The organism is Pedobacter polaris (assembly GCF_005116505.1).
GTDB classification, from domain to species: Bacteria; Bacteroidota; Bacteroidia; order Sphingobacteriales; family Sphingobacteriaceae; genus Pedobacter; species Pedobacter polaris.
Genome location: NZ_SWBR01000002.1, coordinates 1,228,575 through 1,249,242, shown reverse-complemented (window position 1 = coordinate 1,249,242; position 20,668 = coordinate 1,228,575). Strand labels below are relative to the sequence as shown.

Below are 20,668 nucleotides of genomic sequence, written 5' to 3'. Positions count from 1 at the left end.
TGTCAAAAATAGGAAGAATATTCCTTTTATCAGGCTCTTGAATTTTTTATCAACATAAAGCCACATTACAGATTAAAAATGAGAGCTTTGCTAGCTTTCAATAATACAGTAGTGGAATTAAATATATTAGAAATTTGCCTGCTTGGGGCCTTAGTTTTTTGCTTTTTTGTTCAATTGTACTTTAGTCTGTTTGTACACTTAAAACTTGCTTTAATTGCCATTAAGGTGATTCCTGAAACCAAAAAGAATCCAATTAGTGTAGTAATTTGTGCCCGTAACGAATCAGAAAACCTGCAACAGTTTTTGCCAAGTATCCTCCACCAAGAATACCCAGATTTTGAAGTTATAGTGGTTAATGACCGTTCATGGGATGGTACTGCCGATTTTTTAAAGGAGCTCGAAAAAAAATATGCGCATTTAAAAGTGGTTACTGTTGCTGATGGAGATAAATTTATTGCAGGAAAAAAGTTTGCAGTAACAATGGGAATTAAAGCAGCCAGTAATGAGTGGTTGGTTTTTACAGATGCAGATTGCGAGCCCGCTTCTTCAAATTGGTTGGCACAAATGCAACAACCACTAAACGATAGCACTGAGATTGTATTGGGCTACTCTCCCTATTTTAAAAAACCTGGACTGCTAAACGCTTTAATTCGTTTTGAAACATTTTTTACTGCTGTGAATTACCTTTCTTTTGCGCTAAAAGGGATGCCGTATATGGGTGTCGGCAGAAATATGGCTTATAAGAAATCATTGTTTTTTAAAAACAAAGGTTTTGCAGCACACATGCATATTCCTTCTGGGGATGATGATTTGTTTGTAAACGCAAATGCGAATAATAGAAATACAGAAATAAGAATACATAAAGAATCTCATGTTTGGAGTGAGCCAAAAATTTCATTTTTAGCTTATTTAAGACAAAAGAAAAGACATTTTGGAGCAGGTAAGCTGTATAAGCCTAAACATAAGTTTATCTTATCGATGCAAATAATTGTACAGTTTTTATTTTATGCATTTATAATTACGTTATTATTTTTTCCAGCAACACTGTACATATCTTTAGGCATTTTTGCCTTAAGTATATTGATTAGAAGTTTTGTTTATCCCAGACTACTCAAACGCTTAAATTATGGTGGATTAAGTTGGTGGTTTCCCGTATTAGATATCATTTTATTTGTATTTTTAGTGCTTAACGGCATTCTGTCTATATTTGTTAAAAAAGTGGAGTGGAAATAGCCACCCCAACCCCTAAGGGGCTTTATATTTGTTATATATGTCTGAAGTTAAACCTGATATTATTTTAAAGTACTTTAAGAAGCTTACCGAAGAGCAAATTGCCCAATTTGCTCAATTGTATGAATTGTATAGTTTCTGGAATGCGCAAATCAATGTAATTTCTAGAAAAGATATTGATGAACTATACGAAAGGCATATTTTACACTCTTTAGGTATCGCCAAATTTTGTGAATTTAAGGCTGGAGAGAAGGTTTTAGATGTAGGTACAGGTGGAGGTTTTCCGGGTATTCCTTTGGCAATTTTGTTTCCAGAAACACAATTTCATTTGGTAGATTCTATCGGAAAAAAGATAAAAGTAGTTACTGAAGTTGCTTCGGCACTAGGTTTAACAAATGTAACGGCAAGTCATTTAAGGGCTGAACAGGTTACAGATAAATATAATTTTGTAGTGTCTAGAGCAGTTACTCGATTAATCGATTTCTATCCTTGGATCCAGAATAAGTTTGCTAAAGAGAATAAAAACGCCATTAGTAATGGAATTTTATATTTAAAAGGTGGAGATTTAACAGAAGAGATTAAAGAATCAAAACTGAAAGCAGAATTATATCCGCTTTCAGCTTATTTTGAAGAAGAGTTTTTTGAGACTAAATTCGTGGTTTATATACCACAGTAGTTACCTAATATTAATGCTTTATATGTTTTATTTAGCATATATGACATTCAATTCCCGATTTGTGTAGTAATATTTTGTTAACTAAGAACCATAAGCCAAAACTAGAGTAATGGGCTTGCTGTAAAATCTTAGTTAAAAATGATATAATCCCCATTAAACTGAAAGCAGAACTATATCCGCTTTCAGCTTATTGTGTAGAAGAGTTTTGAAACTAAGTTTATGACTTATATTCTGCAGTAAGTTAGTTTTTACTAGCCGTTGAAGGATCTTTTATAGGATCTCCTTCAATTATTTTAGGTGATATAGTTTTTGCGCCAGGAGCAGTAGCTCTATTTGGAGGAGATTTTAAGTTCTTGCCATCTGGTTTTACAATTGGTGGTGGAAATTTAATTTGATCTTGTTTTGGTGGTGGTGGAGCTTTTGATGATTTACTTTGTTTGTCAGCTTTTACAATTGGTGGTGGAAATTTAACTTGATCTTGTTTTGGTGGTGGTGGAGCTTTTAGTGATTTACTTTGTTTATCAGCTTTTACAATTGGTGGTGGAAATTTAACTTGATCTTGTTTTGGTGGTGGTGGAGCTTTTAGTGATTTACTTTGTTTATCAGCTTTTACAATTGGTGGYGGAAATTTAATTTGATCTTGTTTTGGTGGTGGTGGAGCTTTTAGTGATTTACTTTGTTTGTCAGCCTTTACAATTGGTGGTGGAAATTTTACTTGATCTTTTTTTAGGGTTTCTACTTTAGGCTCCTCTTGTTTTTTAGTGTCTACTTGTGGCGCTTCTTCTTGTACAGTTTCTGCGGTTTTGCTTTTCTCCGGAAGCAAGTCTACATAACCATAATCTTTTGTAAATGCCATTGTAGATACGCAGAGCATGGCCCCGACTAATGGCAAAGCTAGCAGTAGTCTGAGCCTTGCCCAGCCTGCCGTTCTTTTTTTGTTTAACATGTTAATTCTCCTTTTTAATATTGATTGATTGAATATTTGATTGGTAAGGGGGGTAGGGATAACACCAAATGAGTTTTCTATTAAAAACATGGCGTATTCGTGTTTTTGCATCCCATTATTTGTACTTAGCTCGTCAGCGATATATTCGTGCAATAGCTTGATATCTTTTTTAATAAAATAGAGAATTGGATTAAACCAGCATATAATTTGAAGGACTTCAAAAAATAGTATATCTAAACTATGCTTCTGTTTAATATGAACCATTTCATGTTTAATAACTGCAACTTGATTAGCTAATATTGGATGGATAAATAAAAGATTGAAAAATGAAAATGCAGTCGATTCACCATCTAATTCAATTAAGGTAATATCGCCAGCAGTATGTTTTTTCGCTTTAAGCCATAAACTAATAATTTTATATATGCTTAAACTTAATTTAATGGCGAAACAAAAAGCGATAAACAAATAAAAAATATAAAACCAATTTATTTCTGAGGTTTCAACGTTACTGCTAGTAGGGCTAATCGGATTTAAATTTTGTTTAATAGATAGTCTTAATGATCCCAATTGTATTACTGGTAATGCAAAAGAAAGTAAGGTAGAGATCAATAAATAATATCGATTGCTGCTATAAAAAGTCTCATTTTGCAAAAGCAAAAGATAGAATCCATAGAATAGAAGTAAATACAAATTTGCTTCCAATAAGTAATATAACCAATCCATTATTTTTTGTTTTTAAGGTTTTCAGCCAATGCAATTAACTCGTCTAGCTCATTCATATCCATGTTCTTTTCTTTTACTAAAAATGAAACGAGGCTCTGGTAGTTATTTTCGAAATAGTTATTCATCACTTTATCAAAAGCAAAGTGTTTGTACTGTTCTTCTGTTATTACTGGAAAATAAATATGAGTATTACCTACTGCTTTATGTGAGATGAAACCCTTACCTTCTAAAACTCTAATCACTGTAGATACTGTATTGTATGCAGGTTTTGGAGGTTCCATCTTTTCGATTACTTCTTTTACCAAGCCTTCTTTCATTTCCCATAAGATTAGCATCACTTGTTCTTCTGCTTTTGTTAACTCTCTCATTCTATTATTTTCTTATATGTTAATTAAATTTACTACTATTTTTATAGTTAACAAACTATTTTTATAGTTTCTTTTTAATATATTGATTTTCAGATAATTAAAATTTATTATTTAATCGAACATTAAATTTATTACTTTAGATTTAATGAGTTTAGTACATAAAATTGCCCTTACTTTGATTAAAGGTATAGGCCCGATGCATGCAAAAACATTATTGATTCACTTTGGTAGTGCCGAGAAAGTTTTTACTGCAAACAAAGAAAAATTGATGAAAGTAGATGGGATTGGAGAAAAGACTGCCGTATCAATTATGAACACTGATGCAATTGAGAAGGCAGCATTGCATTTAGAATTTATAGAAAAGCATGACATTCAAGTTTTGTTTTATGCTGATGAGAATTATCCAAAACGTTTAAGAAATTGTTACGATGCACCTTTAATACTTTATTATAAGGGTACAGCAAATTTGAACCATAACAGAATAGTAAGCATAGTGGGTACTAGAAATGCTACAGTTTACGGTAAACAGCTTTGTAAGCAATTGGCTGAGGTTTTGAAACCTTATAATGTAATTATTATGAGTGGATTGGCACATGGCATTGATGCTGCTGCACATAAAGAAAGTCTAAATTTAGAAATTCCAACTGTTGGGGTATTAGGTCATGGTTTAGACCGTATTTATCCGGCAGTACATAAAGAATTAACTACAAAGATGGTTCACAATGGTGGATTATTAACTGAATTCTTGCCTGGAACAAATCCCGATCGTGAGAATTTCCCAAAAAGGAATAGGATTATTGCTGGTATTTCTGATGTAACTGTTGTTGTAGAAGCTTCTTTTAAAGGCGGTGCCTTAATTACTGCAGAGATAGCAAATTCATATAATAGAGACGTATATGCCTTCCCAGGAAGAGTAAATGATGAATTTTCTGAAGGATGTAATTTTTTGATTAAAACCAATAGAGCCGGACTGATCAATAATCCGAAAGACTTGATCTATTATTTAGGTTGGGATGACGAAGTACTTAAAAAAGAAAAAATTCAGGTTCAATTACCACTTAACTTAACGAAAGATGAAAAATGCATCGTCGAGATTTTACAAGATGGCGCAATGGCAATTGATGATTTAAGTTTAAAAACAAATTTACTCCAAAGTAAGCTTGCCATTATTTTACTTACTTTAGAAATGCAAGGTGTTTTGATCTCTTTACCAGGGAAAATGTACAGGCTTTCCTAATTTATAGTATAAAATGCCGACTTATTAGGTAGATTAAAGAATATCATTCTTTTTTTATTTGATTTTTAAAATTAAGTTTCGAATAAATATTAATTTATAAAATACTAATCGCCATTTTGTATTTTTGCATCATGTGGTACAATAATATTTTAGAAACTATTGGCAATACGCCTTTGGTTAAATTAAACAACATTACTAAAGAAATTTCGGCAACTGTTTTGGCAAAAATCGAAACAACTAATCCTGGTAATTCAATTAAAGACCGTATGGCCGTTAAAATGATTGAAGATGCTGAGAAAAGTGGGAAGCTAAAACCAGGGGGGACAATTATTGAAGGCACATCTGGTAATACTGGAATGGGCTTGGCAATGGCTGCTATTATAAAAGGTTATAAATGTATTTTTACCACAACAGATAAACAATCTGAAGAAAAGGTAGATGCTTTGCGTGCCTTTGGTGCTGAAGTTATTGTTTGTCCAACAAATGTTGATCCCGAAGACCCACGTTCGTACTATTCCGTTTCATCTCGTTTAGAGCGTGAAGTACCAAATTCTTGGAAGCCAAATCAATATGATAATTTATCGAATAGCCAGGCCCATTATGAGCAAACTGGTCCAGAAATTTGGAAACAAACTGAAGGTAAGATTACGCATTTAGTAGTTGGTGTTGGTACTGGTGGTACCATATCTGGAGCTGGAAAATATTTAAAAGAGCAAAACCCTAATATTAAAATTTGGGGAATTGATACTTACGGCTCTGTATTTAAAAAATATAAGGAAACGGGTATTTTAGACAAGGACGAGATTTATCCTTATATAACTGAAGGTATTGGGGAAGATTTTTTACCCCAAAATGTAAATTTTGATGTAATTGATCTTTTTGAAAAAGTAACAGATAAAGATGCCGCGTTAATGACGAGGGATATTGCTCGTAAAGAAGGCATTTTTGCTGGTAATTCTGCCGGTTCTGCAATTGCTGGATTAATTCAATTAAAAGATAAATTAAAACCTGAAGATGTTGTAGTGGTTATCTTTCATGATCACGGAAGTCGTTATATGGGTAAAATGTATAATGAAGATTGGTTGCGTGAACGTGGCTTCTTAAAAGATGAAAAGCTAACGGCCAGATCTATCTTAGCAAAACGTACTAATCAAGAAGTGATTACTTTAGATTGTGAAAAAACGATTTCAGAAGCTATTAATATCATGAAAACATTAAGTATTTCTCAATTGCCTGTTACACAACAGGGCATGGTGATTGGCAAGATTACGGAAAGTAATATTTTAGATTCTCTTCTAGAAAATCCTTCTTTAAAATCGAGTCCTGTAAAGGAAATCATGACAGCGTCACTTCCGTTTGTTGATTTAAATACTTCAATTGATAAAATTTCTTCTATGATCAATAAAGACAATAGTGCTGTTTTGGTTGAAGACGAATTGGGTAAATTCGAAATCATCACTCAATATGATATTATTGAGGCTATTTCCGGATAATCTTCGATAAGCTCAGGCCGATAAGAAAATTCAATATTAATGCGAAAAATAATAGCCACAGATTACATCATTCTTAAATCTGTGGCTATTAGAAATTTTTTGAGCAACTTATTGCAAACTATAGTTGTCAACTTCAATATTATTTAGGCAACTTAATGTAAAAGATTGTGCCGCCTTCTGGGTTATCTTCGAACCAAATTTTACCATTGTGTGCTTCTACAATCTGTTTAGAGATTGAAAGGCCTAATCCATGAGCTTTTTCACCAATGATGCCAAGGTGTTTTCCTTCAGTAAAGATATCATAGATTTTTGGCGCAATTTCAGGAGGAATACCATTACCACGACCAGCAATTGAAATAATTACATCATGTGTAGCATCTTCAATGCTAATTTTAATTTCTGTTTTTTCTTCGCTAAACTTAATAGCGTTTACGATGATATTATTAAATACTTGCCATAATTTTTCTTTGTTGGCGTGTACTATTAAAGGCTTATTAAAAGTGATAGTTAAATTCTGCTCTTTTTCTCTTGCTTTAAAATTAAGTAGCGATACACACTGCTTTAAAACCAATTGAATGTCTATTTTTTCTCTTTCCAAATAGGTTTTTTCCGTTTCAACGTGTGATGAGTTTAATATTTCATTGATCATCCCAAGCGCATTATCGGCAGAAGTTTTTATTATTTCAATAGATTCTTTCTCTTTTTGTCTAGGAATTTCTTCCAATAAATTCGAAGAAATTCCTGTAATACCACTTAATGGATTCTTAAGGTCATGCGCCATAACTCTCATCACTCTTGCATAATTTTGATTGGCATCTTCTAATTTAGATAAGGTTTCTTGTAACTGCTGGTTGTGGTGCTGGGAGATGAGCAGGTTTTTTTTAGACTGCTTTATTATTCTGAGCAACAGAAAAGCTATTACCAAAATCATGATCAGAAAGAAAGAAGCAAAAAGAAGGTATATACTTTTTATTGAATCTCTTTTTTTGAGTTCTTGTAGCTTATATCTCTGTTCAAGATTAGCAAAATCTTTTTCAACATTGATCGAAGAAAGTTTCCTATTTTCTTTTGCTATGGAATCTTTTAAAACATCAAACCTTTGTTGTTGCTGATGGGCTTGAGCATATTTGTCTTGTTGAAAATAGAATTGAGATTTCGCTTTAAACCATCTTGACTCAAGTTCTGCACTTGGTTTCACTTTAAGCAACTGCGCAGATTTGTCGAACATTTTTTGCGCAATGGAATAGTCTTTCTTCAGTGTATATAAAGTTGCTAATTTGATTAATGGGGGAATTTTAACGCTATTATTAGTCTCGTAGTAAGGCGTATTAATGCTCTTGGTTAAGAATTCCTCGGCTTTAGTAAGATTTCCTTTTTTGAGGTAAATGCTTCCTAAATTATCATAAACTACTGCAGCAGCATCAGTGAATACATGTGCACTAATTTTTTTATTTTTTTTGGATTCCTCAATAAAAGCTAGGTCTTTGAGATAGAAATAGGTAGCACTATCTAGTAAGTTTAAACGTTCATAACAAAATCCAGCATTGTTTAACTGGGCCTGCATATTGTAAAATTTTAGAGTTGGATCTCTCTCATTTTTACAATTATTTTCGAGATTATAGCTCTCTTTATAAAAACTGGCGGCTTTAAAGAATTTACCTAGAATGAAGTATACATTACCAATTCGCCCGGCTAAGTAATTGTTTTCGCAGCTATCCAGATTTTTTTCCCGAAAAGAACGAGCTTCTAAATAAGATAGGGTTGCCTGATTAAATTTACTAGCCGCAAATAGTACATCACCTTTTAATAAGAGTGCATCGAAGTAAAGGTTTTTGTGTGAATTAATTATTTTTTTATCATTAAAAAGTGCTAACGCACTATCTGCATAAGTAAGTGCGGAATTATAGTTAATAAAATGATATTGATACTGCCAAGTTTTAATCGCATAAAATCGTTTTAACCTCGGAATATCATTTGCTCCAATGTCCGTTCTAATTGAATCAATTTTTTTGAAATAAGTCTTTTGCCGTGCTTCTGGTTCTTGAACATTAAAGAGCTGGTCTATTCTTTTACCATCATCATCTGAGGTGTTTTTACTACAGCCGATTGTACACAAAAAAACCATTGAATAAATAACCTTTAACGCTAAATTATTCAATGGCTTTTGGATCATTTTATGCATCATTGATTAATGACTTGGCCCATTCCCCTCAACACGCTTAATCTGTGCACCTAGTGCTCTTAATCGTATATCAATATCTTGGTAACCTCGTTCAATCTGCTCAATGTTATATATTGTTGATGTTCCTTCAGCAGATAAAGCTGCAATTAGCAATGAAACTCCTGCACGAATATCTGGAGAAGTCATACTAATACCGCGAAGTTGATATTTTTTATCAATACCATTAACTGTTGCACGGTGCGGATCACATAAAATGATCTGAGCACCCATATCTATCAATTTATCGACAAAGAATAAGCGGCTTTCGAACATTTTTTGATGAATAAGAACGTTTCCTTTAGCTTGAGTAGCTACTACCAAAACAATACTTAAAAGATCTGGTGTAAAACCTGGCCAAGGAGAATCTGCAATAGTTAAAATTGAACCATCAATAAAAGTATCAATCTCATAATGCTTTTGAGAAGGAATATAGATATCATCACCTCTACGTTCCAGTTTAATTCCAAGTTTTTTGAAAACTTCTGGAATAACACCTAACTCATCATAGCAAACGTTTTTAATGGTAATTTCAGATTCAGTCATTGCAGCCAAACCGATGAAAGAACCAATTTCAATCATATCAGGTAACATTCTATGTTCGGTGCCACCTAGTTTCTTAACACCTTCAATTGTTAATAAATTAGATCCAATACCAGAAATATTTGCGCCCATGCGATTAAGCATTTTACATAATTGCTGTAAATAAGGTTCGCATGCAGCATTGTAAATTGTTGTTGTTCCTTTTGCTAAAACAGCAGCCATTACAATATTTGCTGTTCCGGTAACTGAGGCTTCATCTAATAAAATATAAGCACCAGTTAAGTTTGTAGCATCTACATTAAAGAACGCTTTTTTAGAATCATAAATAAATTTTGCACCTAACTTTTCGAAACCTAAAAAGTGGGTATCTAATCGTCTACGGCCAATTTTATCTCCTCCTGGCTTAGGTATTGCAGCTTTACCAAAACGTGCAAGTAATGGACCAACTATCATAATCGAGCCACGTAAACCACCACCTTTTGCTTTAAAAACATCAGACGAGAAAAACTCTAAGTTTATATTTTTTGCTTCGAAAGTGTAGGTGTCTTTATTTAGGCGTTCAACAATTACCCCTAAATCCCCTAATAATTCTATAAGTTTATTTACATCCTTAATATCAGGGATATTACTAATAGTGATTTTTTGATCCGTTAGTAAAACGGCTGATAAAATTTGTAAGGCTTCGTTTTTGGCACCTTGTGGAGTAATTTCTCCCTTTAGTTTCTTACCACCTATAATTTCGAATGCATTCATGTTTTATAAATAAGATCGTTATTGCAATTTATAGTTATTATTAACTCGCAATAACGTTTTGTTTTGATTAGTATCTTTGTTTTGGGTTATTGTTCTTTTGTTGTGGGCGACCACCATTGTTATTTTGGCGGCCTTTGTTATTGTTATTACGACCACGGTTATTGTTGTTCGGACGATTTACTTGAGGTCTAAATTCAACCTTTTGTAAATTCACATTTTCCTCCAATTCTAAATTGCCGCCAGAAAGTTCGCGTAAGTTTTTTAGAATGACTTCATCCGCTACATTGTCTTTGTTCCACTGCACATAAGCCATTTTCATAAAGTTTGCAATGCCTTGAACCATAGCTGATTTACGTTCTGGATTTTCTTCTTCCATTGTTTTTTCAATCAGTTTTTCAACAGTTTTACCATAATGTTTATAGGTAATTTTTTGCTGCGGATAACCCATATGTGCAGGTTTAAACTGAGCTGCTTCTGGTGTAGGTTTTGGATAGGGGCTATCTACATCAATCTTATAATCAGAAATGATGTGTAAATGATCCCAAAGTTTATGTTTAAAATCGGCAACATCACGTAAATGTGGGTTTAAAAAGCCCATCAAATCTATAACTGCCTGTGCATATTTATTGCGTTCTTCCTTTGTAGGCAAATCTATAATGTACTTTACCATGTTTTGTACATTACGACCATATTCTGCCAAAATCAAATCGCTACGAGTTGTATTATAATCGAAATTCATTGAATAAATTAATTATTGAAAATTAGTTATTGTTGGGCACATTATGAAATAACCAAAACAATAAAAATAGGTAGTTGAAAAACGAACATATTTTAATTAAGAAATTTTGGTTAAGAATTCATCGAAATGCTGAAGCCCTTAATAAATCAAAGATATATAAAATTATTTAGAAAGTTCGTCATCCCGTGAACACGGAATTCTTAATGCGATAGTAGAACTTTACAATAACCCTGCTTTTACATTACGATGCCCAGTCGAGCTGAGCATGACGAGATCTCAGAAACTTTGCGTTCTTAGTTTCTTTGCGGTTAAAATCTATCTAACAATCCTCAACTTAGCAAATTTTAGTAATAGCTGTTTGTTCCCTAAACCCTGAAAAAACACTGTTGCTTTTACATCTGGTAAAGTACCTTCTAGGTTCACAATTTTGCCAAAACCAAATTTCTCATGTTCTACATCCATACCATTTTGAAACTCATTTGCTGCGTTAGGAGCAAAGCCGGGTGTTGGAACGTGTGCCTTCGGTAAAATTGAAGTTGTCTTCGGTCTTATTACTGTCGTGCTCGTTGTAGGTTTGGGTGTAAACTCCCGTTGTTGACTCCAAGTTTTTCGTTCATTGTCGAAACTATTTTCACCAAAGCTACTTTTAGCTGGTTTAACAACTTCTAATTCAAGGTAAGATGGATTTATCTCATTTATAAACCGACTTGGTTCACATGAAGTCAGTGTTCCCCAACGGTAACGAGAAGTAGCATAGGTAATGGTTAATTTCTTTTCTGCACGGGTAATTGCTACATAAAATAACCTGCGTTCTTCTTCTAAATCAACCCTAGAAGTTAATGACATTTGTGAAGGGAAAAGATTTTCCTCCAAACCAACAATAAACACATTCTTAAATTCCAAACCCTTTGCAGAGTGAATGGTCATTAAAGAAACTGTATCAGCGTCTTTGTTTTTATCATTATCATCATTAGTTAGCAAAGCGATGTCTTGCATAAAAATTGCCAAACTTCTGTCTTCTATATCTTCACGCTCGGCAAATTCTTTAATACCATTTAACAACTCTTGTATGTTTTCATAACGCGAACGCCCTTCAACACTATCGTCTGTATGTAGTTCTTTTAAAATTCCAGAATGCTGTGCAATATATAAGGCAGTTTCATAAGCATCTAACTTTTTAGATTCAGCTGCAAAACTCTGAATCATTACTGCAAAATCATTCAATTGATTCGCAATTCTACCTTGTATATATTGCTGCGGATTACAAATGACCTGCCACATTGTAATGTCGTGTTGGCCGGCAGCAGCTGAGATTTTCTCAACTGTAGTATCTCCTAAACCACGACGAGGATAGTTTATTACACGTTTTATGGCTTCTTCATCTGCCGGATTAAATGTTAAGCGGAAATAAGCAATTAAATCTTTAATCTCTTTACGTTGATAAAATGAAAGACCTCCGTATATTTTATAAGGTACATTTAGCTTTCTTAAAGCTTCTTCCATCGCTCTACTTTGCGCATTGGTACGGTATAAAATGGCGAAATCTTTATAGCTTAAACCAGCGTTTGCCCTGTCTTGTACAATTGCTTCGGCAACTAATTTTCCTTCTTCATTATCAGAAAAAGCTCTCGAAATCTTAATTCTATCACCTTTTTCATTTTCAGAGAATACATTTTTCTCCAACTGATTTTTGTTATTTGCAATAATGCTATTCGCAACCTCAACAATGTTTTGCGTTGAACGGTAATTTTGCTCTAGTTTGTAAACCTTCAAATCAGGATAATCGCGTTCGAAGTTTAATATGTTTTGAATATTTGCTCCACGAAAAGCGTAGATACTTTGTGCATCATCACCAACTACACAAATGTTTTGATGTGCTGCAGCTAATTTTTTAACAATGGTATATTGAGAAAAGTTAGTATCCTGGTACTCATCTACCATCAAATATTTAAACTTGTGTTGGTATTTATTCAAAACTTCTGGATGATTTTTTAATAAAACATTGGTTTTAAATAACAGATCATCAAAGTCCATTGCGCCAGCTTTGTAACAACGTTTAGCGTAAGTATCGTAAATTAGACCTAAAAGCGGACGTTTATTACCAGCATCTTCAGCCTGAATTTGGTCGTTTTCTAAATATTCAGTAGCAGAAATTAAATTATTTTTAGCTGATGAAATACGATTGTAAACTACGTTTGCAGCATACAATTTATCATCTAACTGCATTTCTCTTAAAATAGTACGAATTAAACTTTTGCTGTCGTCGGTATCGTAAATAGTAAAGTTGCTTGGATAACCAATTTTCTCAGCCTCAACACGTAAAATTTTTGCAAAAACAGAGTGGAAAGTTCCCATCCAAATGTTTTTAGCTTCGTTACCCACAACTTTTCCAATACGCTCACGCATATCTTTACTTGCTTTGTTGGTAAATGTGAGGACTAAAATATTAAAGGCATCTACGCCTTTTTCTATTAAATGTGCTACCCTGTAAGTAATAACCCTTGTTTTGCCCGAACCAGCACCAGCAACAATCATTACTGGTCCTTGGGTGTTTTCTACTGCTGCTCTCTGTTGTGGGTTTAATCCTGCTAAATAATCCAAATCCGTTCCTATCTTTTTGAGCTTCAAAAATAAGAAATTATGCGCTGTTATGAAAAGGTGTTGGTAAATAACTGACCTATTTCTATTCCTTCTCCTCAAGGAGAAGGTGTCCGAAGGACGGATGAGGTTTTAGAAAAGCAAGGACAGTGAATTATAGGAATGTTAGCCCTTTGCTCCACTCAAATTTCGCTGTGAAAAACAGCTTCATAACCGCTTCGCCAAGGTTTAGAATGGTTTGGCTTGTGCACTTAAGTTACATTCTAAGCTGCAACTTAATCCTTGTTCCTTGCTCTTTAATCCTTGTTCTAGGTTACATCCAATCTTCATCACTACTTTCTACCTGATACAACCAGTAATTAACCAGGTTTTTAATTTCAGTATAACTCCCATACTTAAAATGAATTACACCTGCAGCAGTATGTAAATTAACATGTCCAACATCTACATTTTTGTGCCAAGGATATTGAAAAGTAGTAATGGCTTGTATTTTATGAGGGAAAATATGTTCAAAAGAAACATCCCAAATACCAGATTTTTTAATGATAAATTCTTGGTTAACCATTAAACGATGCCTTTTGTAACTAAAATAAATCATGATAATTGAAATTACAAAATAAGCGATTGCCAAAGGATAAAAAGGCTTTACTTCTGGTATGTTGAGCCACAAACCGATATAAATTCCAACAGGCAAAATTGCGCTAAATATGATTGGAAGATTTATGAACCTAAAGTTAGGAGCAAAGGTTTTTGCGTGGTTAGGGATATTACCTAAAATCATTTTTAAAATCTCATCTTTTTCAGCCGGACTGCATCCTGGAATACTCAGATTAGACTTTTCTAAATCTTTAGGATCTTTCGGATTTCCTGAATCTGCTTGTTTCAAACTTAGGTTAAGCATGTTAAACTTCCTTTGGAAATAATTCTGACTGTAAGTTGTAATTTGAACTTTGTTTGGACTTAGCAAAGTGTTCTTTTTAGTCAATAACCCAGTAGAAATTAATAGTGAGTGTTTGTGTTTGCTAATTTTAAAATCATAATATTTTACAAAAGTTCTAATGATGTTGATGATCAAAAGAATGAATATTACAGCAATAACTAAAAATCCTATCGAAGCAATTGTAAAACCTTTTTCTATAGCAGCTTCTACTTGACCATTGTCAGTATCAAAAGCTCGTAATATCTCTTTGGTATTGTGAAACAAAGCATAGGCAAAACCTATTAAAAGTGCTACACTACTGCCATAATTTGAAGTTAAACCAACTTTTAATAAGGTAGCAGGACTGATCGATAAGAACGGAATTTCAGTATTTAACTTAGGCAGTTCCTCATCTAATGATGGGGTGCCTTCGGCCTTTTTCCCATTCAATAAATGCTCTTTTAATATATAGGCAGAAGCCTCATTTATTGCCTTAATGCTTACTTCCTTATCAGCTCCACCAGCTGTGTCAATTTGTAAACTATAAACCCCAATTATTTTTTGCAAAAGAGATTGATTAATATTCACTTGTTGAATCTTTTCAAGAGGTATGGTCAGTAGCGTCTTATTAAATACACCCTTGTTAATTATAAATTCTTGCTTTTTATCATCCAGAAAGAATGTAAACTTCAAGTAGTTAAAGTAAGAATAGATTAGTGTGAGGAGTACAAGAACACCAGCACCTGCAAAAAAATAAAGCAAATGTGCCCTTTCTGCCTTTACGGCAAAAACAATAAAAGGAATGATGAGCGCTCTAACTACTTGCTGAATAGAATATCCGGCCATTATTATAATTCCAGCTGCAGACTGCCTTTGTGGCTTGCTAAAATCGTTTTCCATTATTGTTCTGCTGTAAGATTTTCTAATAAATCCAATCTCTTTACCAAAGCTTCTTTAATAATTTTGGCTTTTTCTACTTCGATACCTGCAATATGTATATGCCCAGTTTGGCCGCCAGCTGTAAAGATTTGTAAAGTTGCTAATCCATAACTTCTAGAGGTAATTCCTTCGTCTAATGCGACATGTTGTATTCTGTGTATAGGAATAATTGTTGTTGTTTCTGCAATTAGGCCATGTTTATATATAATATCTTTTTCACGTAAGGCATAGCCTCTTTTTTTGAAACTTAGCCTGTGAATTGTAAATAATAAGGCAGAAAAGAGTAAATATCCTGCAAGTAAATAAAGTGGGTTAGGTTTTTCGTCATCAACAAGATAGAAAAGTGTTGCTAATCCGCCACCAACCAGTAATAATATAATACTAAGGTTAATAACAATTACATTCCAATATTTCGGATTTGGAGCTGTAAGTACAACATCTTGATATTTTGGAAGGTTTTCTAAATCGATTGTCTCGTTAGTAAATTCTTGCATAGTTATGATTTCTGGTTAAATATACTAATCAATCATTTTGCAAGGACAGGATTTACGATTTTTTTAAATATCGTTTTACCACATAGGCACATAGTTAAATAAGTTTAAGTGATGGATACAAAATTCTCAGAGGGTATGTTTGTTAATGTTACTTGTTTCTATATATCAAACTAAACAAAATCCTCTGTGTGTATATGGTTTCATTTTTAAACAGTTTCCTATATTTGTTTAAAATATTAATGTTATGCAAGAAATCAAGAAATATGTAGAAGAAAACAAACAACGCTTTTTAGATGAGTTGTTTGAATTGTTACGTTTTCCATCGGTAAGTGCCGATCCAAAATATAAAGGCGATGTATTAAAAACTGCAGATTTTGTAGCGCAGAAGTTAAAAGATGCAGGTGCAGATAAAGTAGAAATTTGTGAAACAGCTGGTTATCCAATAGTTTATGGAGAGAAGATGATTGATGCAAGTTTGCCAACGGTTTTAATTTATGGGCATTATGATGTGCAACCTGCAGACCCATTAGAATTATGGAAAACTCCTCCTTTTGAGCCGACTGTTCGTGATGGAAAAATCTATGCTCGTGGTGCTTGTGATGATAAGGGTCAATTCTATATGCATGTTAAAGCATTCGAATTAATGATGAAAACCAATACTTTAGCCTGTAACGTTAAGTTTATGATTGAAGGTGAAGAAGAAGTTGGTTCTGCAAACCTAAGTATTTTTGTTAAAGCTAATGCTGAGAGATTAAAGGCTGATGTAGTTTTAATATCTGATACTTCTATGATCAGCATGGAAAATCCTTCTATAGAAACTGGTTTACGTGGTTTAGCCTATATGGAAGTTGAAGTTGTTGGTCCGAATAGAGATTTGCACTCTGGGGTTTACGGTGGTGCAGTAGCAAATCCGGCAACAATTTTATGTAAAATGATTGCTTCTTTACATGATGAGCATAACCATATCACTATTCCTGCATTTTATGATAAAGTTATTGAATTAACAGATGCTGAGAAAAAGGCATTAAATGAAGCACCTTTTGATCTTAATGAATACAAAGAAGATTTAGCAATTGATGAAGATTGGGGAGAAAAAGGATATTCTACTTTAGAACGCACTGGAACTAGACCAACGTTAGAGGTTAATGGTATTTGGAGCGGTTACATTGGTGAGGGTGCTAAAACAGTATTGCCTAGTAAGGCAAATGCTAAAATTTCTATGCGTTTAGTGCCAAATCAAAGTTCTGAAGAGATTGCTGAGATTTTCACTAAACATTTTGAAGGTATTGCACCAAAAGGTGTAAAAGTTAAAGTTACATCTCATCACGGTGGTGAACCAGTAGTTACCCCAACTGATAGCGTAGCTTATCGCGCAGCAGAAAAAGCAATTGAAGATAGTTTTGGTAAAAAACCAATTCCAACCAGAGGTGGTGGTAGCATCCCGATTGTGGCTTTATTTGAAGATGTATTAGGTATAAAATCAGTTCTTTTTGGTTTTGGTTTAGATAGCGACGCATTACACTCTCCAAATGAAAAATACGATATCTATAATTACTACAAAGGCATTGAAACTTTGCCTTTATTCCATAAATACTTTGCCGAATTAAGTAAATAAGTATAATTGTTTGGTATAATCTATTAACAATAATCCCTGTTTAGCTTTGCTAGATAGGGATTTTTTTGTACATGAAAGTTCTTCTTATGTTTTTTGTCCTCCCGATTTAATTTGTATAAAGTCTTCATATTTGGTAAAATACGCTAATCCTAAAACTAATAGTATCGAGCTTGCATTATATACTTTCTGCATTATGATTGCTAATTCCAAATACCCAAAGCCAAATAGGATAAAGAAACAATAAAAGGTCAATAAGCAAATAATACAGCAGAATTTAAGTAAATGAAGTTTTGACTTTAGGATAAATATCGTAATGGTAAATAAACCAACCAAAGTTAAAACGATCGATATTGTTCCAAGGTCATGCAGGGGTGTTGCAATTAAGAAAATAAATAAGATGTTGGTAGCCCCAATAAATTTTAAAATTTTGGCCCATTGTTTTGAAGGTATTTTTTTTGACATATTGATAAAAAAAATTCCATAACCAACCGATTGGAATGCCATTCCAATAATTGCCCAAATCCTGCCAGGGTTTTCTGAACCATTTATCGCTTTTGGTGCAAATAAATTGCTAAAGAAATTTTTTGACCAGCCAAACCCTATAGAGTTCTTGTCGAGCAATGAGCCCCCTGGATAAAATAAGGTTGCTATTACTATCAAAATCACGGAAATGACCAAACATATCAAAACCGAATATTTATTAACCATTTGCTTAATTGTTAAACTTTCCATTTGTCTACTAAGTGATGTGTTGTTTGTATCAAGTTAGTTTGTAATGACCGCTAACGTTTTGCGGCTTGGCGATGTGGTGGTTTTTAGCACAAAACTTAATAGAATTACTGCTGTTGAACCTTGTACAAACCGATGTTAGGTGTAGCAATTGTTGACAATACATTTTTATTTTTTAAAATACCAATAATAGCTTTCGTCAATAATTTCAGTTTCGACAGTCACATTTTCATTTGATGTCAGATAAATAATATTATTATTCTCATCATTGATTGTTACCATACTTCCTTCAATACTTATATTACCAATGAAAAACGATTTAATTTCATTTAGTGTATTTTTACTTTTAATCAACTTTATAACCTGTAATCCTTTTTCGTTGGCGTCTTCAATTAACTTTAGTTCAATTCCTAAATGACATTTAAAATAATCCGTATTTAAATTTTCAATTTTTTTATGTTGGTTGATATTTAATGCATTGATTAATTTTTTAGTAAAGGAAAAAATTTGTGAAGAGTCTATATATATTAATTTATAAAAGTAGAAACGTGGTTCCTTAATTACATAAAATTGCTTAAGTGCTTCCTCAATGGTAAGAAATTCTTTATCAATTTTTTGTAAATGCACACCAAAATCAAATACATTTTCTAAATAATGAATTTTATTATTAATGTTGTTTTTCTCGATGCTAACTACAATTTCAAATCCAACTTCATCGTCCCATCGTGCTTTAAAGTAGGCAACATCGTATGTTAAACTAATATTGTTATGCTTGTCTAGTGAGTCTATCTCCACTTTTTCTTCCTGTAGATGCACCAAATATTTTTCAATTTTTAGCTCTTTAGATTCTTTTTCTTTAGCTTCCAATACTTGTCTAAAGCGTTCTTGTTTTTCGTTTTCTTCGTTAATTATTATAAGTCTATTTTCTTCAACTAATTTCTCTGCATTCTTGTTGTCGATTATTCGTTGCCTATATTCTTTTGCGTCCTTATCTCTTTTTGCTTTTAACGATGTTTTTATTCCTTTAAAAATCTTGTCTTTTTTGCCTTGAGTCAATTTATCCCATTCATCTTGTTTTCGCTTCTTTAACCATTCTCTTTGGGCATTATCTCTTTCCCACTTTCGCTCCTCACGTCCCAGAGATCTATATAATATCACGCATCCAAAAAACAATATTGGCACTAGAATAACAAAATATAAGACATAAGGAAAATTAGCAACTATAGAAAAATATATTGACAAACTAAATAAGCCAAAAATAATTAATGAGATTATATTCTTAATTTTCATTCCAAAGTGTTTTTTTATTAAAGCGATTCCTTTAAATCGCCGCCAACTTTTGTAACTTTATAGAGTTAGTGGCTTGAGATAAACTTACTAAAAAACTGGAACGGTCAAAGATTATTTCGCTAATTTGCCAAACCTTTATTAGGTGCAGTATTTTTCATTTATTCTACATTTGGTATTGGTGACATATCAATTTCGGTTATAATATCAAAACTATTTGTAAATTTTTTTATAACAGATTTATAGATTTTTTAAGATTATTTATCAGATTCCATAATGAAACTAAACGCATCAATAATATTATCTGCATAAGGATTTTGGGTATTAACTATAAGTGAAACATATTCTGTTTCTGGAGAATCAGGATAGACCAATTTTCCGTCATGTTTTACTACCGTTTCCCAAGAGTAATTTTTGTACCACTTATCAAAAAGTTTACTTCTTGCAGCTTGTTTTCCATCACAGATGTATAAGATTGCATTTTTTCTTGAATTCAATACATCTTTCATCGAAGTAACGAGAGTTTCTACTATACGTAAATCTGGGATAGCTTTTACTCCCTTATCTATTGGCACAAACTGAAATTCTAAAATTTCTGAATCGCCGATGTCTGAAGATTCATCAAAGTAATAATCAGTTGAGCATACATAGCGCACAACATATTGAATATTATGGTCAGTAATAAAGGTGTACGACACATCAGTGCCTTCTTGGCTTATTAAAGTATAGGGGATAATTTCAGAGTGGTCTGACAACTGTTCGATTTTCTTGTGGTTTAAAATCTTCCACTTTTCCACCATTAGCAAAGTGCTTCACGAAAGCTTGCTTTTCTTTAACAGCTTTCATAAAACCAGCTTTCATTTTTGCTATTTGTTCAGTAGTAGGTTTCATAACGGTACAAATATAAATAATTTTAAACAACAAAAACAAAAATCGTGCTAAAGTTTGAAATTTGCGAATATCAATCACTGAATAATATTCTTTAAAAGCTTTCAGTGCTGTAAAGGTCAGCAGGTAGCTTAAAAATTTTGCAAGTTGCACAACTATGGGTATGCGCCATATATTACACCTAACTCGCTGCTTAGCGCAACTCTATTTTATTTAAAAACGAATATAAACGTTTAATATCCAAATGTTAAATTCAATTTGATATTCAACAGC

At 33.0% G+C, this 20,668-nt stretch carries 17 protein-coding genes; 5 read left to right on the top strand and 12 right to left on the bottom strand.

Annotation, left to right across the window (positions count from 1 at the left end):
• Window positions 1-78 precede the first annotated feature (78 nt).
• On the top strand, window positions 79-1,233 hold the full coding sequence (locus tag FA048_RS11420) for a glycosyltransferase (RefSeq protein ID WP_136840931.1): 1,155 nt from the start codon (window positions 79-81) through the stop codon (window positions 1,231-1,233).
• 37 nt (window positions 1,234-1,270) lie between these two features.
• Entirely contained in the window at window positions 1,271-1,906 is a 636-nt protein-coding gene (gene rsmG / locus FA048_RS11415) for a 16S rRNA (guanine(527)-N(7))-methyltransferase RsmG (RefSeq protein WP_136840928.1), read from the top strand.
• Window positions 1,907-2,147: 241 nt separating this feature from the next.
• Here the strand turns inward: rsmG and FA048_RS11410 are convergent, their stop codons facing one another.
• Both FA048_RS11410 and FA048_RS11405 read right to left on the bottom strand, forming a co-directional pair.
• Window positions 2,148-3,575, bottom strand: coding sequence for a M56 family metallopeptidase (locus FA048_RS11410; protein WP_136840926.1), 1,428 nt, complete (start codon window positions 3,573-3,575; stop codon window positions 2,148-2,150).
• Window positions 3,575-3,943, bottom strand: a complete 369-nt coding sequence (locus tag FA048_RS11405; RefSeq protein ID WP_136840924.1) for a BlaI/MecI/CopY family transcriptional regulator — start codon at window positions 3,941-3,943, stop codon at window positions 3,575-3,577. Before FA048_RS11405 ends, FA048_RS11410 begins: the two co-directional genes overlap by 1 nt.
• Before the next feature lie 145 nt (window positions 3,944-4,088).
• Between FA048_RS11405 and dprA the strand changes: the two genes are divergently transcribed.
• Window positions 4,089-5,180 carry a DNA-processing protein DprA gene (dprA, locus tag FA048_RS11400; protein ID WP_136840922.1) on the top strand — a complete coding sequence of 364 codons (1,092 nt, stop codon included), beginning with the start codon at window positions 4,089-4,091 and terminating at the stop codon, window positions 5,178-5,180.
• Between the two features lie 131 nt (window positions 5,181-5,311).
• Window positions 5,312-6,673, top strand: a complete 1,362-nt coding sequence (locus FA048_RS11395; protein ID WP_136840920.1) for a pyridoxal-phosphate dependent enzyme — start codon at window positions 5,312-5,314, stop codon at window positions 6,671-6,673.
• A gap of 139 nt (window positions 6,674-6,812) precedes the next feature.
• On the opposite strand, the gene FA048_RS11390 is transcribed toward FA048_RS11395, so the two are convergent.
• From FA048_RS11390 to FA048_RS11365, 6 genes are all read right to left on the bottom strand, one after another.
• On the bottom strand, window positions 6,813-8,858 hold the full coding sequence (locus FA048_RS11390) for a tetratricopeptide repeat-containing sensor histidine kinase (RefSeq protein WP_136840918.1): 2,046 nt from the start codon (window positions 8,856-8,858) through the stop codon (window positions 6,813-6,815).
• A 3-nt stretch (window positions 8,859-8,861) separates the two neighbouring features.
• A complete protein-coding gene (gene murA, locus FA048_RS11385) occupies window positions 8,862-10,187 on the bottom strand; it encodes a UDP-N-acetylglucosamine 1-carboxyvinyltransferase (protein ID WP_136840917.1) in 1,326 nt (441 codons plus the stop codon).
• Window positions 10,188-10,254: 67 nt separating this feature from the next.
• On the bottom strand, window positions 10,255-10,926 hold the full coding sequence (locus FA048_RS11380) for a DUF4290 domain-containing protein (RefSeq protein ID WP_136840916.1): 672 nt from the start codon (window positions 10,924-10,926) through the stop codon (window positions 10,255-10,257).
• 315 nt (window positions 10,927-11,241) lie between these two features.
• A complete protein-coding gene (locus FA048_RS11375; RefSeq protein ID WP_136841320.1) occupies window positions 11,242-13,527 on the bottom strand; it encodes an ATP-dependent helicase in 2,286 nt (761 codons plus the stop codon).
• Window positions 13,528-13,837: 310 nt separating this feature from the next.
• Window positions 13,838-15,343, bottom strand: coding sequence for a PH domain-containing protein (locus tag FA048_RS11370; RefSeq protein WP_136840914.1), 1,506 nt, complete (start codon window positions 15,341-15,343; stop codon window positions 13,838-13,840).
• Window positions 15,343-15,876 carry a PH domain-containing protein gene (locus FA048_RS11365; protein ID WP_136840912.1) on the bottom strand — a complete coding sequence of 178 codons (534 nt, stop codon included), beginning with the start codon at window positions 15,874-15,876 and terminating at the stop codon, window positions 15,343-15,345. The genes FA048_RS11370 and FA048_RS11365 overlap by 1 nt, the downstream gene beginning before the upstream one ends.
• A gap of 244 nt (window positions 15,877-16,120) precedes the next feature.
• Here FA048_RS11365 and FA048_RS11360 point away from each other — a divergent pair, with 244 nt between their 5' ends.
• Window positions 16,121-17,491 carry a dipeptidase gene (locus FA048_RS11360; RefSeq protein WP_136840910.1) on the top strand — a complete coding sequence of 457 codons (1,371 nt, stop codon included), beginning with the start codon at window positions 16,121-16,123 and terminating at the stop codon, window positions 17,489-17,491.
• Window positions 17,492-17,575: 84 nt separating this feature from the next.
• Here FA048_RS11360 and FA048_RS11355 read toward each other — a convergent pair whose 3' ends face one another.
• The 4 genes from FA048_RS11355 to FA048_RS11340 all read right to left on the bottom strand — a co-directional run bounded on the left by FA048_RS11355 (window position 17,576) and on the right by FA048_RS11340 (window position 20,548).
• Window positions 17,576-18,223 carry a hypothetical protein gene (locus FA048_RS11355; RefSeq protein ID WP_205943472.1) on the bottom strand — a complete coding sequence of 216 codons (648 nt, stop codon included), beginning with the start codon at window positions 18,221-18,223 and terminating at the stop codon, window positions 17,576-17,578.
• 165 nt (window positions 18,224-18,388) lie between these two features.
• On the bottom strand, window positions 18,389-19,510 hold the full coding sequence (locus FA048_RS11350; protein ID WP_136840908.1) for a hypothetical protein: 1,122 nt from the start codon (window positions 19,508-19,510) through the stop codon (window positions 18,389-18,391).
• Window positions 19,511-19,764: 254 nt separating this feature from the next.
• Window positions 19,765-20,262: a DUF6169 family protein gene (locus FA048_RS11345; protein WP_136840906.1), complete on the bottom strand. Its 498-nt coding sequence runs from the start codon at window positions 20,260-20,262 to the stop codon at window positions 19,765-19,767.
• The gene (locus FA048_RS11340; protein ID WP_136840904.1) at window positions 20,246-20,548 is read right to left on the bottom strand and encodes a hypothetical protein; all 303 of its coding nucleotides are present in this window, start codon (window positions 20,546-20,548) and stop codon (window positions 20,246-20,248) included. Before FA048_RS11340 ends, FA048_RS11345 begins: the two co-directional genes overlap by 17 nt.
• Window positions 20,549-20,668 lie beyond the last annotated feature (120 nt).

Coding starts and splice junctions, on each gene's coding strand:
- FA048_RS11395 (WP_136840920.1), top strand. CDS start 5,312: ATGTGGTACAATAATATTTTAGAAACTATTGGCAATACGCCTTTGGTT.
- FA048_RS11390 (WP_136840918.1), bottom strand. CDS start 8,858: ATGATGCATAAAATGATCCAAAAGCCATTGAATAATTTAGCGTTAAAG.
- FA048_RS11355 (WP_205943472.1), bottom strand. CDS start 18,223: ATGGAAAGTTTAACAATTAAGCAAATGGTTAATAAATATTCGGTTTTG.
- FA048_RS11360 (WP_136840910.1), top strand. CDS start 16,121: ATGCAAGAAATCAAGAAATATGTAGAAGAAAACAAACAACGCTTTTTA.
- rsmG (WP_136840928.1), top strand. CDS start 1,271: ATGTCTGAAGTTAAACCTGATATTATTTTAAAGTACTTTAAGAAGCTT.
- FA048_RS11405 (WP_136840924.1), bottom strand. CDS start 3,943: ATGAGAGAGTTAACAAAAGCAGAAGAACAAGTGATGCTAATCTTATGG.
- FA048_RS11365 (WP_136840912.1), bottom strand. CDS start 15,876: ATGCAAGAATTTACTAACGAGACAATCGATTTAGAAAACCTTCCAAAA.
- dprA (WP_136840922.1), top strand. CDS start 4,089: ATGAGTTTAGTACATAAAATTGCCCTTACTTTGATTAAAGGTATAGGC.
- FA048_RS11350 (WP_136840908.1), bottom strand. CDS start 19,510: ATGAAAATTAAGAATATAATCTCATTAATTATTTTTGGCTTATTTAGT.
- murA (WP_136840917.1), bottom strand. CDS start 10,187: ATGAATGCATTCGAAATTATAGGTGGTAAGAAACTAAAGGGAGAAATT.
- FA048_RS11420 (WP_136840931.1), top strand. CDS start 79: ATGAGAGCTTTGCTAGCTTTCAATAATACAGTAGTGGAATTAAATATA.
- FA048_RS11380 (WP_136840916.1), bottom strand. CDS start 10,926: ATGAATTTCGATTATAATACAACTCGTAGCGATTTGATTTTGGCAGAA.
- FA048_RS11370 (WP_136840914.1), bottom strand. CDS start 15,343: ATGGAAAACGATTTTAGCAAGCCACAAAGGCAGTCTGCAGCTGGAATT.